The sequence below is a fragment of the Paraburkholderia fungorum genome, assembly GCF_046027215.1.
GTDB classification, from domain to species: Bacteria; Pseudomonadota; Gammaproteobacteria; order Burkholderiales; family Burkholderiaceae; genus Paraburkholderia; species Paraburkholderia fungorum_D.
Map to the genome: position 1 here is coordinate 1,597,035 of NZ_JAQQEN010000001.1, position 17,684 is coordinate 1,614,718.

At 60.3% G+C, this 17,684-nt stretch carries 14 protein-coding genes; 8 read left to right on the forward strand and 6 right to left on the reverse strand.

Going from position 1 to position 17,684, the window contains the following annotated elements:
- Positions 1–39 precede the first annotated feature (39 nt).
- The 3 genes from PQR27_RS07110 to metE (PQR27_RS07120) form a co-directional block, all read right to left on the reverse strand.
- Positions 40–1,704, reverse strand: a complete 1,665-nt coding sequence (locus PQR27_RS07110) for a cation acetate symporter (protein WP_408523003.1) — start codon at positions 1,702–1,704, stop codon at positions 40–42.
- On the reverse strand, positions 1,701–2,030 hold the full coding sequence (locus PQR27_RS07115; protein WP_408523004.1) for a DUF485 domain-containing protein: 330 nt from the start codon (positions 2,028–2,030) through the stop codon (positions 1,701–1,703). The genes PQR27_RS07110 and PQR27_RS07115 overlap by 4 nt, the downstream gene beginning before the upstream one ends.
- A gap of 95 nt (positions 2,031–2,125) precedes the next feature.
- A complete protein-coding gene (metE, locus tag PQR27_RS07120; RefSeq protein WP_408523005.1) occupies positions 2,126–4,465 on the reverse strand; it encodes a 5-methyltetrahydropteroyltriglutamate--homocysteine S-methyltransferase in 2,340 nt (779 codons plus the stop codon).
- A gap of 142 nt (positions 4,466–4,607) precedes the next feature.
- On the opposite strand from metE (PQR27_RS07120), the gene PQR27_RS07125 reads away from it, so the two are divergent.
- The gene (locus PQR27_RS07125) at positions 4,608–5,531 is read left to right on the forward strand and encodes a LysR family transcriptional regulator (RefSeq protein WP_408523006.1); all 924 of its coding nucleotides are present in this window, start codon (positions 4,608–4,610) and stop codon (positions 5,529–5,531) included.
- A 147-nt stretch (positions 5,532–5,678) separates the two neighbouring features.
- Here the strand turns inward: PQR27_RS07125 and PQR27_RS07130 are convergent, their stop codons facing one another.
- Entirely contained in the window at positions 5,679–6,962 is a 1,284-nt protein-coding gene (locus PQR27_RS07130; protein ID WP_408523007.1) for a cystathionine gamma-synthase family protein, read from the reverse strand.
- 188 nt (positions 6,963–7,150) lie between these two features.
- Positions 7,151–9,442 (reverse strand): 5-methyltetrahydropteroyltriglutamate--homocysteine S-methyltransferase, encoded by a 2,292-nt coding sequence (gene metE, locus PQR27_RS07135; RefSeq protein ID WP_408523008.1) that lies wholly within the window; start codon positions 9,440–9,442, stop codon positions 7,151–7,153.
- A 120-nt stretch (positions 9,443–9,562) separates the two neighbouring features.
- Between metE (PQR27_RS07135) and PQR27_RS07140 the strand changes: the two genes are divergently transcribed.
- The 5 genes from PQR27_RS07140 (at position 9,563) to PQR27_RS07160 (ending at position 14,591) form a co-directional block, all read left to right on the forward strand.
- Entirely contained in the window at positions 9,563–10,465 is a 903-nt protein-coding gene (locus PQR27_RS07140) for a LysR family transcriptional regulator (protein ID WP_408523009.1), read from the forward strand.
- A 126-nt stretch (positions 10,466–10,591) separates the two neighbouring features.
- On the forward strand, positions 10,592–11,014 hold the full coding sequence (locus PQR27_RS07145) for a GFA family protein (RefSeq protein ID WP_408523010.1): 423 nt from the start codon (positions 10,592–10,594) through the stop codon (positions 11,012–11,014).
- Between the two features lie 187 nt (positions 11,015–11,201).
- On the forward strand, positions 11,202–12,068 hold the full coding sequence (locus PQR27_RS07150) for an SDR family oxidoreductase (protein WP_408523011.1): 867 nt from the start codon (positions 11,202–11,204) through the stop codon (positions 12,066–12,068).
- Positions 12,069–12,645: 577 nt separating this feature from the next.
- Positions 12,646–13,149 (forward strand): DUF421 domain-containing protein, encoded by a 504-nt coding sequence (locus PQR27_RS07155; protein WP_408523012.1) that lies wholly within the window; start codon positions 12,646–12,648, stop codon positions 13,147–13,149.
- A gap of 191 nt (positions 13,150–13,340) precedes the next feature.
- Positions 13,341–14,591 carry a hypothetical protein gene (locus PQR27_RS07160; RefSeq protein ID WP_408523013.1) on the forward strand — a complete coding sequence of 417 codons (1,251 nt, stop codon included), beginning with the start codon at positions 13,341–13,343 and terminating at the stop codon, positions 14,589–14,591.
- Positions 14,592–14,623: 32 nt separating this feature from the next.
- Here PQR27_RS07160 and PQR27_RS07165 read toward each other — a convergent pair whose 3' ends face one another.
- Complete coding sequence (locus tag PQR27_RS07165) at positions 14,624–15,283, reverse strand: hypothetical protein (RefSeq protein WP_408523014.1); 660 nt, start codon at positions 15,281–15,283, stop codon at positions 14,624–14,626.
- Between the two features lie 285 nt (positions 15,284–15,568).
- Between PQR27_RS07165 and PQR27_RS07170 the strand changes: the two genes are divergently transcribed.
- Positions 15,569–16,471, forward strand: a complete 903-nt coding sequence (locus PQR27_RS07170; protein ID WP_408523015.1) for a LysR family transcriptional regulator — start codon at positions 15,569–15,571, stop codon at positions 16,469–16,471.
- A gap of 319 nt (positions 16,472–16,790) precedes the next feature.
- A complete protein-coding gene (locus tag PQR27_RS07175; protein WP_408523016.1) occupies positions 16,791–17,663 on the forward strand; it encodes a pirin family protein in 873 nt (290 codons plus the stop codon).
- The last annotated feature ends 21 nt before the right edge of the window (positions 17,664–17,684 follow it).

Sequence of the window (17,684 nt, forward strand, 5' to 3'; positions counted from 1 at the left end):
GGTGGAATTCAGCCCTCAAGGCAGGCGCGAGCCGCAAACCTAGTGGCTAACCGCGTCGGCTGCGCCTAGCCCCGTCTGCGCACGAATGAACTGCTCATCAAAATCGCCGCGTTCCCGCACGGCCCGCTCGCTGTGGTCGGTGATCGACCCCAGCCAGGCAAAGAAGAAGGCCACCGTCATTGACACAATTGCGGGGTATTCATACGGGAAAATGGCCGTGGCATGGCCCAATACCTTGACCCAGACGGCCGGGCAAAGGATGACGAGTCCGACGGCACTCACGAGGCCCGCGACCCCGCCCATGAGCGCGCCACGCGTCGTCAACCCCTGCCAGTACATGGAAAGCGCCAGAATCGGGAAATTGACGGATGCCGCAACCCCAAACGTCAGTGCGACGAGAAAGGCGATGTTCTGTTCCTTGAACAGGATGCCGAGCACCACCGCGACCACGCCGATGCACACCGATGCGATCTTCGAGATGCGTCGTTCGTCGACCGGATCGGCACGATTCTTCTTGAGGACCACGGCATAGAGATCGTGAGAAATCGCCGACGTACCCGCCATGGTGAGGCCCGACACCACAGCCAGAATGGTGGCAAAGGCGACAGCGGAAAGGAAACCGAAGAAGAGATTGCCACCCAGCGCCTTCGCCAGATGCATGACGGGCATGTTGCCGCCGCCGATCAGCTTGCCGCCCAGCACGCCACCCTCGTAAAACGCGGGATCGCGGCCGACGATCGCGATGGCGGCCATCCCGAGCACGGATACGATAAGGAAAAAGAAGCCAATGAAACCCGTTGCGACGAATACGGATTTGCGAGCCTGCTTCGCGTCGGGAACGGTAAAGAAGCGCATCAGAATGTGCGGGAGTCCTGCGGTACCGAATACCAGGCCGGCCGACAGCGAGATCATCGCGAACGGATCGGACACCAACGTACTCGGCAACAGGATGCGTGCGCCGTGGGTCGCCACGGCCTGCGTGAACAGCGCATCGAGTGAAAAGCCGAAGCGGCTCAGCGCGAGGATCGCCAGCACGGTGCCGCCGAACAGCAGCAGAGCGGCCTTGATGATCTGCACCCACGTCGTTGCAACCATGCCGCCAAAGGTGACGTAGATCGCCATCAAAAGGCCGACCACGATCACTGCATAGTCGTACTGAAGGCCGAACAGCAACTGGATGAGTTGCCCGGCTCCAACCATCTGGACGACGAGGTAGAAGCAGACCACGGTCAATGATCCGAAAGCCGTCAGCGTACGAATCCGGTTTTGATCGAGCCGGAAGGACGCGATATCGGCAATGGTGATGCGGCCCAGATTCCTGATGCGCTCGGCAAACAGGAACAGCAGAAGCGGCCATGCCACGAAGAAGCTGATCGCGTAGATCATGCCGTCATAGCCATGGAAAAAGATCATGCTGGTGACACCCAGCAGCGCAGCCGCCGACATGTAGTCCCCGGCCAGTGCGAGGCCGTTCTGGAAGCCGGTGATGCCGCCGCCCGCGGTGTAGAAGTCCTGCATCGATTTCGTCTTTTTGGCCGCCCAGTAGGTGATCCCCAAGGTGGCCAGCACGAACACCAGAAACATCCCGATCGCCGTGAGGTTGATGGGCTGTTTTTCGACTGCCTGCAGCGCAGGTGATGCAGACGCGGTGATCGATACGCCTGGAAGCGCTGAAATAATGAGGAATTGACGGGCAAGTCTCATTTGCTTGCTCCCGCCAGGATCTTTGCGGTGAGCTCGTCGAATTCGCCATTGGCGCGTCGAATATACAGGCCCGTGAGACACCAGGTCCCGACAATCAGCGCGATGCCCACCGGCCAGCCGATATTGATGACACTCGTACTCGAAAACTTCGTCGCGAGAACGTTTGGAGCGAATCCAGCGATCAGGATAAAGGCGTAGTAGGGAATGACCGTCGCGGCGGTCAGCCAGGCGACAAATCTTCTTCGGCGGCTTACCAGCGCACCGAATAGCGGATTGCTCCGGATACCGGCAACTGCAGTTGTGTCCATCAGCTTGTCTCCGTCCATGGAAGGATGTTGATACCCAGTCCCATCAGGAGATTGCCTGGTCGACCTCCTGGGCTGCAGCTTTCTGTTTCCTGGACGATATATCGACCGCTAGATCACATCAAATGATGGTTTGTGATGGATGAAATCTGTTCTGATGAACCCTGGTCGGGCGAGCCGGCTCGTTGCGCCGCGAACCTCTGTCGCAATGTTCTGGCGGCTAACACCATGTTGGTCAATGCGGCTTCCGTCTCGGCCCAGCCACGGGTTTTCAGGCCGCAGTCCGGATTGACCCACAGACGTTCGGCGGGAATGACCTCGCAGGCGCGTTCAAGCAATCGCTGCATCGCCTCGATACTCGGGACACGCGACGAATGGGTGTCGTAGACGCCAGGCCCGATTCCATTCGGATAGGCGAACTCGCCAAAACCGTCGAGCAATTCCATCGACGAACGCGACGTCTCGATCGTAATCACGTCCGCATCCAGCGCTGCGATCGACGGCAGAATGTCGTTGAACTCCGAATAACACATGTGGGTGTGAATCTGCGTGGCGTCGGAGACACCACCCGCTGCAATCCTGAAAGCGCGGGTCGCCCAGTCGAGATAAGCGGACCAGTCCGACTTACGCAGAGGCAGGCCTTCACGGAATGCGGGCTCATCGATCTGGATGATGCGGATGCCGGCTTTTTCGAGGTCCACGACTTCGTCGCGAATGACCAGGGCCAGTTGGAGCGCCGTGGTTGAGCGCGGCTGATCGTCGCGAACGAATGACCACTCGAGCAATGTTACCGGCCCGGTCAGAACCCCTTTGACCAGCTTGTCGGTCAAGGATTGCGCGTGACAGGCCGCGTCCACCATCATGGGCTCGGGTCGGTAGATGTCGCCGTAAATGATCGGAGGCTTGACGCACTGCGAGCCGTAATTCTGAACCCACCCGTTCTCAGTGAATGCGTAGCCCCACAGCTTGTCCGCAAAGAATTCGACCATGTCATTGCGCTCGACTTCGCCGTGCACCAACACGTCGAGCCCCAGTTCTTCCTGCCGGCGAACGACGGTCGCTGTTTCGGCCCGCATACGTTCGAGGTATTCGAGTGCTCGTATCTCGCCTCGCCGATACGCGGCGCGAGCTTGCCGGATCGCGGCCGTTTGCGGAAACGAACCGATGGTCGTGGTGGGCAGGAGCGGCAGCTTGAGCGAATGACGTTGCACACGACTCCGGTCGGCGAACGGACTCTTACGGCGGGCCATCGTGTCGGTGATGGCGGCCACCCGTCTCTGTACCAATACATTGGCTACCGTGCCTGAACTGCGCCGCGATTCGAGCGCGTTATCCGCCGCCGCAAGCGCAGGTTCCGCTGCCAACGGATCGCGCAGCGCCAGCGCAACCGTGCTGATCTCATCGAGTTTTTCGGTTGCGAACGCAAGCCACGACCTGAGTTCGGCATCGAGTCTTTTTTCGGAAGCAAGTGTCACCGGTACATGGACCAGCGAACACGACGGGGCGATCCATAGTCGTTCGCCGCGTTCCGCGGAGAGGCTTTCCAGCGAAGCCACGATTTCCCCGAGATCGGCGCGCCAGATGTTGCGTCCATCAATCACGCCGACAGATAGCACCTTGTGCGCCGGAAGAGCGGAACGCCACACTTCCAGTTGCTGCGGCGCCCTGACCAGATCGATGTGGACACCGTGAACAGGCAAATTCGCGACGGTGGCCGCATGATCGGCGGCAGTGTCGAAATAGGTCGCCAGCAGCACCTTGACGCCCGAGTCGCCGAGCACGTTATACACGGCGGAAAACGCCTCGAGCCAATCCGCGTCCAGATCGAGACAGAGCGCAGGCTCGTCCAGCTGGACCCATTCAATACCTTGTGCTTTCAGCCTGTCGAGAATGCGCAGATAGCGGATGACCAGCTTCGGCAGCAACGACAGGCGATCAAAGCCCGCCACGCGGCTTTTGGAGAGCCACAGATAGGTGACAGGACCGATCAGCACCGGCTTGACCGCAAAATCCAGTGCAAGCGCCTCGTCGATTTCATCGAAGAGCCAGTCGACGCCACCATTGAAGGTGGTTTCGGGACCCAGCTCCGGGACAAGGTAGTGATAGTTCGTGTCGAACCACTTGGTCATTTCCATGGCTGGCTGTGCCTTGTTGCCACGCGCCAGCTCGTGATACTGAGCGAGAGACAGGCTTGCCGGCTCGAAGCCGAAACGTTCCGGCAGCGCACCCAGCAGCGCCGTCAAATTCAGCATGGGATCGTACCAGGCGAAATCGCCGACCGCGACGAAATCCAGCTTCGCGGCACGCTGCAATGCCCAGTGGCGAGCGCGCAGTTCCTTTCCGACCTCGCGCAAATAAGCATCGTCGGACTCCCCACGCCAGAAAGATTCCTGCGCGAACTTCAGTTCGCGATGTGCGCCGATGCGCGGAAAACCGGAGATGTGAGTGCGAGCCATACGGATCCTTGAATGAATACCGCGCAGTGTGCGAGTCGCGCTATGATTCATCAATCGACATGTTTTCATCATCGTATGAACCAAATTCATATCAAAACCTTGCTCCTTTATTCGTTTCCTCCTGCTCGACGCCGGCGGTGCCATGCTTGAACTGCGGCATCTTCGATCGCTGATCGCGATCTCCGAGTCCGACAAGCTGGTGGCCGCTGCCGAGCGCGTCAATCTGAGCCAGTCCGCGCTGTCGCATCAGATCCGCGATATGGAGGCCCACTACGAGGTATCGCTCTTCGAGCGGACCCGGCAAGGCTTGCGCTTTACTTCAGCCGGAGAGCGGCTCCTCGCGCTGGCACGGGAAACGGTGGCGGCGGTCGCCACAGCCGAGCGTGATCTCGTGCGTCTGAAGGGCGACGTTCGGGGCGAGTTGCGAATTGTGCTGGAATGTCATACCTGCTTCGACTGGCTGATGCCGGTCATGGACGAATTTCGGCGTCGCTGGCCGGAGGTCGAAGTCGATCTGGTCGCCGGGTTTCACGCCGATCCGATGAAACTGCTGAATGAGGGCAGGGCAGACGTAGTGATCGGCTCGAAGCCGGCCACAAAGCGCAATCTGCACATTGCGCCGCTGTTCCGCTTCGAGATACAGGTGGTGATGGCCAACGAACATCGTTTGCGCAACAAACGCCGCGTCGGCGCTGACGACCTGCAAGGAGAAACGCTGATCACTTATCCGGTCCCGGAGTCGCGTATCGACCTGATCCGCGAAGTGCTGGAGCCAGCCGGGATCAGGCTCGAACGGCGAACCGCCGAACTGACGATCGCGATCATGCAACTGGTGGCAAGCCGTCGCGGCATTGCGGCGCTACCGAACTGGGGCGTCAAGAATTACGTCGATCACGACTATGTGCTCGCGAAACGGGTAGGTGCCGGGGGACTTTGGAGCGAACTCTATGCGGTCGCACCCAAAGGCATAGCGGGCCGGCCGTACTTCGATGATTTTGTGAAGATCGTTCGGGATATCTGCGCCGCTCAGCTGGACAGCATTGAACTGATACCCAGTCATCCGTGAGCGGTTGTATGGGCGCGCAGCATCGCAAGCGCGCGGCTCTCAATCTGGATACAGCGGCGCGACCGTGCCGGCGTCGCGCCTGCTTCTCTCTTCATCACGACGATACGCCGAGCGCGGGACAAGACCTTGTCTCGCACATGGCTTCCCTCAGCAGTGTTCGAGCGCGTTCGACAGGTCGGCGATCAGGTCGTCTGGATGCTCCAGTCCCACGGACACGCGAATCAATCCTTCCGACACGCCTGCCGCAGCGCGTGCGTCGGCGGGCACGCCCGAATGCGTCGTCGAAGCGGGGTGGCAGATCAGCGACTCCGTGCCGCCAAGGCTCACGGCCGATTTGAACAACGTCAGGCCGTTGATGAGTCTGAATGCCTGCTCACGACCGCCGTCGAGGACAAACGCAAACGTCGATCCAGGCCCGGTGCATTGACGCTGATAGACCGCCTGGTATGCGGGGTCGTCGATCAGTTCCGGATGAAGGACCTTGACAGGGCGATGTGGATTGGTGGCGAGCCATCGCGCGACGGCGCTGCCGCTGCGCGCAGCCTGCTCCATGCGCAGCACAAGGGTCTCCATGGATCGCGTAATCATCCACGACGAATGCGGATCGAGTTGCGAGCCAAGCAGGCTGCGAATCGCGCGTACTTTCGTGATCAGGCTGCGGTTGCCGGTGACACCGCCCGCGACCAGGTCGCTATGACCGCCGATGTACTTCGTTAGCGAATACACGCTCAGATCAATGCCTTGTCTGGCCGGCTTCTGATACAGCGGTCCCAGCAGGGTGTTATCGCATACCGAAAGCGGACGATAACCGTGGCGCGTTTCGAAAGCATCGATCTCGCGACGCAGTCCTTCCAGATCGAACAACGCATCCGTCGGGTTGGCCGGCGTTTCGACGTAGCACATTCGTACGTTGCCCTTTTGCGCCGCCGCTTCGAGTGCATTGCGAATGGCTTCTACCGAAAGCCCGTCGTTGATCACCTCGGAACGGACGCCCCATTCCGGCAGAAACTTTGCAATCAGCGTCTCAGTGCCGCCATAAAGCGGCACGGATTGCACCACACAGTCGCCCGGCCGCAGGAAGGCCAGCAGGATCGCTGCGATGGCGGACATGCCGCTCGATGTCACCACGGCCGACTCGGCGCCGTCGAGCAGCGCAAGACGATCCTCGACAATTTCAAGGTTCGGGTGATTGAAGCGGCTATACACCAGGCCGGCACTTTCGCCTTCGGGTGAAGGCTTGCGGCCCGAAACCATATCGAAGAAGTCAGCGCCGTCCTCAGCGGTGCGAAACGCAAATGTGGATGTCAGAAAGACCGGTGGCTTCACCGACCCTTCCGACAGGAAAGGATCGTAGCCGTAAGACATCATCTGGGTTTCGGGATGCAGATCGCGATCGGCAATCTTGCGCTTGTGATAGTTGCGATAGGCCATGTTTTCTCCATGCCAGGTCGGCGGGAACGGTGAACGGGCGTCGCTTCCAACAGCTTGCAAGGCCTCACAGGAGGCGCTTCGCGTTCAATCGTACACCTGGAAGCGCCTCGTCAGGGCGCTCACCTGACATGCGGCGCCGGTCCGGTGTGAACCAGCGCCGCACGCACTGGGCAGGCAGAGGGTGCGCCTCAGGCTGAAGCGCGCAGTGTCTTCGCGGCCGCCACCATGTTGGTCAGCGCCGGAATGACTTCTTCCCACTGACGCGTCTTCAGACCGCAGTCCGGGTTCACCCACAGGCGTTGCGCCGGAATGCGCCCGGCAGCCTTCTTCATCAGTTGCACGATGTGCTCCTGGGTTGGAATATTCGGCGAGTGAATGTCGTACACGCCAGGCCCGATCTCGTTCGGATAGTTGAAGTTGTCGAAAGCGTCGAGCAACTCCATGTCCGAGCGCGAGGTCTCGATGGTGATCACGTCGGCGTCCATGTCGGCAATCGACGCGATGATGTCGTTGAACTCCGAATAGCACATATGCGTGTGGATCTGCGTCTCGTCGTCCACGCCGTTCGCCGTGATGCGGAAAGATTCCACCGCCCAGTCGAGGTATGGCTTCCACTGCGATTGACGCAGCGGCAGGCCTTCGCGCAGTGCAGCCTCGTCGATCTGGATGACGCGCACGCCGGCCTTTTCCAGGTCGAGCACTTCTTCGCGGATCGCCAGTGCAAGCTGGTAGCACGAGACCGAACGCGGCTGATCGTCTCGCACGAAGGACCAGTTCAGAATCGTGACCGGACCGGTGAGCATGCCTTTCATCGGCTTGCTGGTGAGCGACTGGGCGTACTTGATCCATTCGACGGTCATGGCCTTCGGGCGGCTGATGTCGCCGAACAGGATAGGCGGCTTGACGCAACGCGAGCCATACGACTGCACCCAGCCGAACTGGCTGAAGGCGTAGCCATCGAGCTGTTCGCCGAAGTATTCGACCATGTCGTTACGCTCGGCTTCGCCATGCACCAGCACGTCCAGGCCGAGGGCTTCCTGCTCACGCACGCTGCGTTCGATCTCGGCGCGCATCGAGGTTTTGTAGCCGGCTTCGTCCAGTGCGCCGGTCCTGAACTGGCTGCGTGCCTGGCGAATTTCACTGGTCTGCGGGAACGAGCCGATGGTCGTGGTGGGGTAAGCCGGTAGCTTCAGCAATGCAGCCTGCTTGTCGGCCCGCGCCGGATAGCCATTCTTGCGCCGACCCAGTGCCGGATTGATCGTCGCGAGGGCAGCCTTCACTGCCGGGTTGTTCACGCGCGGCGAAGCGCGCCGCGCGGCAATGGCGGCACCGTTGGCGGCCAGTTCCGCCTTGACGGCGTCGCGGCCTTCGTTCAACGCAGTGGCCAGCAGCTTCAGTTCCCCCAGTTTCTGCAGGGCGAAGGCCAGCCAGGAGCGGACTTCCGCGTCCAGCTTCTGCTCGCTGTCGAGATCCACCGGTACATGCAGAAGCGAGCATGAGGGTGCGATCCAGAGGCGTTCGCCCAGTTGACTCGCGACCGGTTCGAGCCAGTCGAGCACGCTAGCCAGGTCGGTCTTCCAGATATTGCGGCCATTGATCACGCCCAGCGACAGCACGCGGTCCGGCGGCAATCGGGCAATCACCGCGTCGACTTCGACGCGCGCATTGATCGCATCCAGATGCAGCCCCTGCACGGGCAGATTGCAGGCGAGCGGCAGATTGTGGACCAACTGGCCGAAGTAGGTGGCCAGCAACAGCTTCATCTTGCCGTGGGCGAGCGCCTGGTAGGCAGTCTTGTATGCCTGCTGCCATTCCGTGGACAACTCGGTGACGAGAACAGGCTCGTCGATCTGAACCCATTCGACGCCTTGCGTCGCCAGCGTGGCCAGCAGTTCCGCGTAAGCCGGAAGCAGACGCGGCAGCAGCGCCAGCTTGTCGGAATCGTCCTTGGCCTTGCCGAGCGCCAGATAGGTCACCGGGCCGACGATGACCGGCTTGGCCTTGACGCCTTGTGCCCTCGCCTCGGCCAGTTGTTCCAGCAGACGCGACGGATCGAGCCTGAATTCGGTGCCGGCGCTGAATTCGGGGACGATGTAGTGGTAGTTGGTATCGAACCACTTGGTCATCTCGCCGGCAGCGACGCCGCCGCAGCACGCGCTGTGGTCTTCGGCACCCTTGGCCGAACGGCCGCGGGCGACGCGGAAGGCGTTGTCGAGGGCATCGCCGTGAAAGCCCTGCACGCGCTCCGGCAGGTTGCCCAGGGTGAAGCTCATGTCCAGCACCTGGTCGTAGAAAGCGAAATCGCCTACGGCTGCCAGACCGAGGTCGGCCTGATGCGCCCAGTGACGCTGGCGCAACTGCGCGCCCAACGCTTTCAGTTCGCCGAGCGAAGACGCGCCTTTCCAGTAGGACTCGAGTGCGAACTTCAGTTCGCGTTTTGCGCCGATACGGGGAAATCCGAGATTGTGTGTCGTTGCCATCGTGGCGCCTTGATTGGTCGGTTGCGGATGCGTGAATCCTATCGAAGGCGATTTATGAAGTAAAATGGTGATAATTCAACGAACCATTAGTTTTGTTCATGCATCATTGGATCGCAGCACATGCTTGAGAGAACTCATCTGGCGATCGTCCAGGCGGTGGACAAACACGGATCCCTCACCGCCGCGGCGGAAATCCTGTGCGTGACGCAGTCCGCGCTCAGCCACACCATGAAGAAGCTGGAGCAGCAACTGGGTACTGACATCTGGTTGCGCGAGGGGCGCAGCCTGCGATTGACTCAGGCGGGTCAATACCTGCTTGCCGTTGCCAACCGCGTGCTGCCGCAACTGGTGCTTGCCGAAGAGCGGCTGGGGCAGTACGCGCAGGGCGAACGTGGCTCGCTTCGCATCGGGATGGAGTGTCATCCCTGTTACCAGTGGTTGCTCAAGGTGGTTTCGCCGTATCTCGCGCGCTGGCCCGACGTCGATGTCGACGTGAAGCAGAAGTTTCAGTTCGGTGGGATCGGCGCGTTGTTCGGCTACGAGATCGACCTGCTCGTGACGCCCGATCCGCTCTACAAGCCGGGCTTGCGCTTCGAACCCGTGTTCGACTACGAGCAGGTACTGGTGGTGAACCGCGAGCACGCGCTGGCCGGCGCCGAGTATGTGAAGCCGGATCAGCTGACGCAGGAAGTGTTGATCACCTATCCGGTAGAGACCGACAGACTCGACATCTACAACCAGTTTCTGATGCCGGCAGGTGTCACGCCACGGCGCCACAAGGTGATCGAGACCACCGACATCATGTTGCAGATGGTGGCAAGCGGCAGGGGCGTCGCGGCATTGCCTCGCTGGCTGGTGGAAGAGTATGCCGACAAGATGAACGTCGTCCCGGTGCGCCTCGGGCGCAAAGGCATCGCCAAGCAGATTTTCCTGGGCGCCCGCGAGACCGACACGGAAGTTGACTACCTCAAAGGCTTTGTCGACCTGGCTCGCAAGCCCGGCGTGTCGCTGATGGAACAGTAACAACCTTCTCGCAAGTGAGCTCCTGACCGTCGCGGGTTTGGCACGCCGCATGCTGCCGTATCACCAGGCAGGCTGTAGCGATCGCGCTGAACCAGGCGCGAAGATTCAGCAGCGGCGGAGGACATCATGGCGACAGAGAGCGACCCAGTCGAGGCAACCGGTGGATGCGCGTGCGGCTCGGTGCGATTCCGCGTCAGCGCGCGACCAACGCGAGTGTCGATATGCCACTGCATGACGTGTCGGCGGATACATGGCAACGTATTCGCCGGTTATGCAATGTTCGTGCGCGGCGCAGTGGAATTTTCCGGTCCTACCCAGGCATGGGAGAGTTCGCCTGGCGCGCGCAGGCATTTTTGCCCGACATGCGGATCGGTTGCGTTTATGGAGTACCTGGACAAGGATGAACTGGATCTCCCGTTGGGAGCATTTGACCGTGTGGGGCTTTATGAACCGAGCTACGAGCTTTGGTGTTGTCATAAAGAACCATGGCTACCCAAGGGTGTGCGCACCGAATATGAGGAAAACAGACCCACGCCAGTTGCATCATGAATGCCCCCGCCAGTCATGACGATGCGTGAAGACAGCCGGGCGCTTCTGCGCCGTAACCCGGCTTGCACAGAACACGCCATTCGCTTCACCCAACTCTCACCCGCGGGTCCAATGGTTGCTATATCCCAGCCAACCGCTGCGTGCTGTGTGCGCGCCGCGCATGTTCATCCGTGCTCTGGAGATCGTCATGACCGACCCGCAACGTCCCACGCCGCCGTTTCCAAACCAGCAGCAGGAGCAGACGCCCGGGCAAACCGCGCCCATGAAACCGCAGCCGGATCACGGCGAGAAATCCTATAAGGGCTCAGGACGGCTCGCCGGTAAAGCAGCGATCATCACCGGCGGCGATAGCGGCATCGGGCGCGCTGTCGCCATCGCGTTCGCGCGCGAAGGCGCTGACGTGCTGATCTCCTATCTCAACGAAGACGACGACGCACGCGAGACCGCTCGCTGGGTGGAAGAAGCGGGCCGAAAGGCGCTGCTGCTGCGTGGTGATATCACGCGCCCCGCGCATTGCAAGGAGATCGTCGAGCGGGCGGTCGAGGCGTTTGGGCGCCTCGACGTGCTGGTCAACAATGCGGCCTATCAGATGAGCTACCCGTCACTCGAAGACATCAGTGATGAGGAATGGGACAAGACTTTCGATACCAACATCGGCGCGATGTTCAGAATCACGCGGGCGGCGGTGAAATATATGAAGCCCGGGGCGTCGATCGTGAACACGTCGTCGATCAATGCGGATCATCCGAATCCGGGGTTAATTGCCTACGCGACCACCAAGGGCGCGATCCAGAACTTCACGGGAGGTCTCGCCCAACTGCTGGCGGAAAAGGGCATACGGGCGAATTGCGTAGCGCCGGGGCCAATCTGGACGCCGTTGATTCCATCGACGATGCCGGCGGAGAAAGTCGAGAAATTCGGCGAGCAGGTGCCGATGAAGCGCCCGGGCCAGCCAGCCGAACTGGCAGCCGCCTATGTGATGCTGGCATCCGACGAAGCAAGCTATATCTCGGGCGCAACGATCGCCGTGACGGGTGGCGCGCCCATTATTTAAGGTGGGGAATGGGGTTCGCTGATCGCCGCTGTCAGCACGACAAGCGCCGGCGCTGGCATATCGCTCGAGGCGTATCGCGTCAGCCCGAGTGGTTTGTCCGACCGGCGGCATGGGAATTGCGGACAACAGCATGCGGGCTCACACCGTTCGGTGCTAACGACCGCTTCGCGCTTAAGGAGACTGCCATGCGAGTTGCGACGAGAGGAATATTGATTTCAGCATTGTTTGTCGGTATATCAGGGACCGTCTACGCACAAGGCGCGGGGGGCGGTGGGGCAGCCGGGGGTCAAGGCGGAACGGGGATGAGCAAACCGAACGCAAATGCTTCAACCGATACTGTGTCGGGAGCGTCCGGCGCGAATACCATGGCGCCCGCCGCCGGGACCTCGCACAAGAAGATGCATAAAAAGTCCGGCGCTGCCACGCCGGCTTCAGCCACCAATCCGGGTTCGGGTGGCAGTTAAAGAGTCGTGACTTCGGGGTCGCGACTACGGTTAGTATGGCCAGGCAAAGGGCGGCGGATGGACCTGTTCAGGTGTACCCGTCATCCGCCCGACTGGGTCTGGAGGAGACAGATATGCAAATACTCATCGCACTTTTCGGAGAGGGAAGGGACCTTTCTTCATTGCAGATGGCGATGCGTGCGACGGTGACGTTTTTTGCCGCTCTGGTGTTCATCCGGATATCCGGTCGACGGTCTTTCGGACAGCGTTCGCCATTCGATTACGTCGTGGCCATCCTGCTCGGTGCGACATTGAGTCGAGCTATTGTTGGCGCATCGCCCGCTGTCCCGATCTTTGTCGCGTCGCTGGTTATCGTTCTGATACATCGGGCGCTCGCTTGGGCCTGTATCCGCTCGCGGGCGCTGGAATCGTTAGTGGTAGGCGTTGAACGAGAGGTATATAGCGACGGCCGATTCAACCAGCGTGAGATGCTGGCGGCGTTGATAACCCGCACAGACGTCCTTGAGACCGTTCGCCAGGAACTGGGCTCCGATGTCCTCGACCGGGTGAAAAGTGCGATTCTCGAACGCAACGGCGAGATAAGTATTATCCGGAAGACGGACGCTTCGCGATCGTGAGCGCTGGTAAGCGCTCGTACGTTCCGCCGGGACGCTGTCTCTGCCTCCGCTGTCTCTGCTTCGATCGCCAGAGGGTTCATAGCAGCCAATTGCGATTCAATTAATGCCGCCAGCATTGAATCGTGTTCGTCAAATACGTTGCATCTTTTTCGCGTATCCTTTTGAACTTTCCTAACCGGGGGGGGCAGGCAATGCCAATTGACCAGGAATATGTGAGCAATGTACTTGGGGTGTACCAGGCAGGTGCCGGCAGGATGGGTGAATTTCCGCAGCCGTCGAGAGAGGTGGTGATTGCGGCGGAGGTTCTCAAGCAACACATTGTCCGCACATCGACAAGCGCCGCGGTGGAGGTAGTCGAGATAGGCTCCGAAGCGGTGCGCAAATACGTAATTGCGACTTCCGGCAAACCTGATGCGCTCAATGAAACGGACAACGGGCAGCCATTCGACCTGGCGGCGGCGAATCGGGATCTGACCGCGGAGTTGCGGGCCCTGAACATCCATGTTGAATTCATCTATGCAAACCAGGCCTATGAGTTGTATCAGCCGATGCATAAGGACGCCATCGGCGCCATCAAAAAGGCCTCGCCGACATTCGACGGCGCTGTGCGGAAGGTTCAGTTGCAGGACGTGCAAGGCCTTTTTCAGCAGGTCACCGCGTTGATCGATGCCTCAGGACTTGCTGGGCCACAACTGCCGGTGGGTGCACAGATCAATCGCTCGCAAAGGGCCGTGGTGCATGGCCATCAAAAGAAGCAGGCCGCAGTCAGGCAGGCACAACACGGATCGGCAATAGCAGACCTGGTGAATCAGGCGAACCATCGAATCACCCTGTTCGACCAGATCCGCACATCAAAAGAGTTGTCCGCCGACCAGCTTCAGGCACTGATCGGCGTCTGCCTTGCGCTGCGGCTCAATGCCGTTGAATCCGCGCATCGCATGGCCGTCCGGAGCGCACTCGACACCCTTTTGAATGCCATGAGCGCGGCGGGAGCACTCCGCATCAGAACGGCGATCGATCATCTGTACAACGAGATGCCGAGGCAACTCAACGCCATCGCCGGAAAGAACGAAGACCGGCCGCCGCCACTCGGCGACTCCGTCATGGATCGCATGATCGGCAAGATCTGGGACACGCTGACGCGTTCTCGTTACTGCGCCGAACCGCGCGCCTTCGCGTATCTTTCAAAGCAGTCGCTGGACACTCGCACGGTTGTCGTGCGCTCACAGGTTTGCTTCTGGTGGGGCGGAACCGGTGCGAATCCGCGGCCCAACCCGCCGGAATATCAGGTTATCGGTCCAGCGAGCGCCCCCGGCAGCGGCGCGCTCGCGGGCAGCTACATGTGGCCGTGCACATCCTGTAAGAATCGATCTGCGGAAATGCTGCGCGGACTAGGCATTTCTGCTGCGGCGCGAACTCGCCGCCTGTCGTTCTCGCTTTAGACGGTGCCGGGCCGGCCCGCCCTAAGGGGGAATCAGTCCAGCGTGGCGCGAGCCAGGAAGGGGGCGAGGAGTTCCCGGGCGATCTCCGGCGTCACGACATCGGCAGGTGCGAGCTTTTCATAGGTATAGCTCTCCGGGTCGTCGTAGATACGTTCTGCGATGAGCTTGGGCCTGGGCTCGTTCGTATACGTGAAGATCTGGAAGAGGTGGTGCGTCATCAGATAGTGCGCCGTGGGGTCGGCATCGATGCCGTGGTCTTTCAGGCATACCCCGGGCACGACATGGGTCCATACGGCTTCAGTGGTCACGCCGTAGTCGTCGACGCCCATGTTCATGGTCCGTGCGCCCATGACGTTCTGGCGCGTTTCGGCGGCTTCGCGATAGAAGCCTTCGACAGCGGCCTTTCCCGTTAGCACATGCATTTCGCGCCGGTCACCGACGCGATACATGGGCTCGTCCACGGTGAGTTCCGGGACGATGATCTGATCCCAGTACCCTGCTACTTCCAGCAGCAAATGGCGGAAGTAATTCTTTAACATGGCCCGGTGATGAGGGTTGGTGGTCTTGTGCAGGAACGCTTCAACTTCCCGGGGCCATTTCGTCACGTCGAACTTTGCCGGGACGTGCATCAATGTCAGCGCGTCCGCCGTGGGCATTTCTCGGCCTGGCGCCGCCAGGGTGGCGTAATTCATGACTAACTCCTATCGGTTGTGAAGATGGAATCTAAATGACGGGACAAGAAGTATGGTTGTGCGCTGCTGACGCGTCCAACGCTGAATACTGACTTCGTGATCTTGAATTCAGATCACCACGCCTCTCTTCGGGTTGCCTGCCTGTTGCAACGTGACCTCCACACATTCAATGCTGCGTCGATGCGTGCGCGTTAGTGCGTGAAGCGACATGACAAAAGCGTAGGCACTTGACACCATGCGCGGAAGGCTATATTTCTCGATGGATACCATCCGGGAAATAGATATATGCTCGACGGCGTATCCATGGATCAACTGCGCACCTTTATCGCTGCTGCGGATGAGGGAAGCTTCTCTGCGGCAGGACGTAAGCTTCGCAGGGCCCAGTCCGTCGTGAGCCAGACACTCGCCAACCTTGAAGCGCAGATCGATGTGCCATTGTTCGACCGGAGCGGTCGCTATCCGCGATTGACCGAGCAAGGTGCTGCATTGCTGTCGCAGGCGCGTCTCGTCGTCAGCGGCATGGATGGTTTCAAATCGAAGGCGCGAGCCATGGCGGAAGGACTTGAACCAGAACTGTCCGTCGTGGTGGACGTCATGTATCCGATGGCCTCACTCACCGTGGCGGTCGGAGAATTCCGTGACGCGTTTCCTCACACGCCATTGCGCTTATATGTCGAGGCCCTGGGTGCGGTAGTGCAACGCGTGCTTGAACGTGCGTGCAGGCTCGGCATTAGTGGTTCGATGCCGGCCGTGCCCGAAACGGTCGATGCCGAGAAGCTGCTCGATGTGCCGATGGTTACCGTCACCGCGCCGACGCATCCCCTGGCATCGCTGAATAGAGTGATCCGGTCGCGGGAGCTGGAAGAGCATGTGCAGCTCGTATTGACTGATCGCACGCCGCTGACTGAGGGTAAATCGTTCGGCGTGTTCTCTCCGCAGATCTGGCGATTGGCGGATCTGGGCGCGAAGCATGCGTTTTTGCGATCCGGCTTTGGATGGGGGCATATGCCCGCGGCGATGGTACACGCCGATCTTGTGTCGGGCGATCTGGTATCGCTGCGAATCGAAAACTTTCAGCCGCGAACGCCGCCGATTGCCATGTTTGCGATCTATCGCAAAGATACGCCGCCAGGCCCCGCGGGCCGATGGTTTCTCGGTCGACTAAAGCAGACCTCGAACGAAGAGTAATCGTCGCGGTCGACTCACCCGAAATATTTTTCCGTATATCTCGATCCTGCTCCGGATCAATCTCCCGGTCGTGCGATTCAAAACACTGCACACAACATGGTGCAGATGGAAGCCACGATAGATCGCAACGGCACATTCCAAAGCGGCCACCGCACCAGGACTCATCGAAAGCGACTCATCGGTGATTGCGATAACTGATTGCTAACCATCGCAGGGGAGCTATCGGTCGATACGATGGATTCTATCCAAATATATAGGCTTCCGCGGGAGATGACCTGACTCTAACCTACAGCCATGTCATCCCCACAAGGAAATCGCCATGGTGCCTGCCACTGATCTACTCGATGCCGCCGCTTCCGTTGTCCGGTCGGCCAGTCTTTCGCGCACCATCGTGGCGCGTACCCAGGGGCGCCGACATGGGCCGGTCACGCGCATTGTCAGCCCCGCCGAACTCGGCGAACTGATCAAGCCGTTCGTGTTCCTGGACTACTTCGATTTCACACCGTCGAGCGACGCGCTGTTTCCGATGCACCCGCATTCGGGTATCGCGACGATCACGGTCCTGCTCTCGGGCAACCTGAGTTACGAAGATACGACGGGCGCGTCGGGCGTGTTGTCCGCGGGCAGCGTCGAATGGATGAACGCAGGCGGCGGTATCTGGCACGACGCCAGTCCCGCAGACCTCAAGCGCTTTCACGGTTATCAGATGTGGGTGGCGTTGCGGCCAGAACTCGAGAACGGGAAACCGCAAACGCAGTACCTTCCCGCGCAGGCCATCCCGCATGTCGGCCCCGCGCGCGTCATTCTCGGCAGCTACAGGGATGCGCATAGCCCAGTGCAGGCTCCGGAAGGGATCAACTATCTGCACGTGCGGCTCGACGCAGGCGAGCGCTGGCGCTATGTGTCGCCCGCTGGACACACCGTGGCCTGGACCCACGTGCATCGTGGCGTGCTGCGTGTGGCAGACGAACGCTTGCGCAACGAAATCGCAGTGTTCAGCGAGTCCGGGGACGCGCTCGATTTCGTCGCGGAAGGCGACACCGAATTCATCTTCGCGTCCGCAGTGAAACACCCGCATGACCTGGTGCTCGGCTACTACTCGGTCCACACATCAGAAGCCGCGCTGCAAGCGGGAGAGGCACAGATCGCGCGACTTGGCGAGCAGCTTCGCTCGCGTGGCCGCATCCGATAGTCGTACAGGTAGTCCATTGAA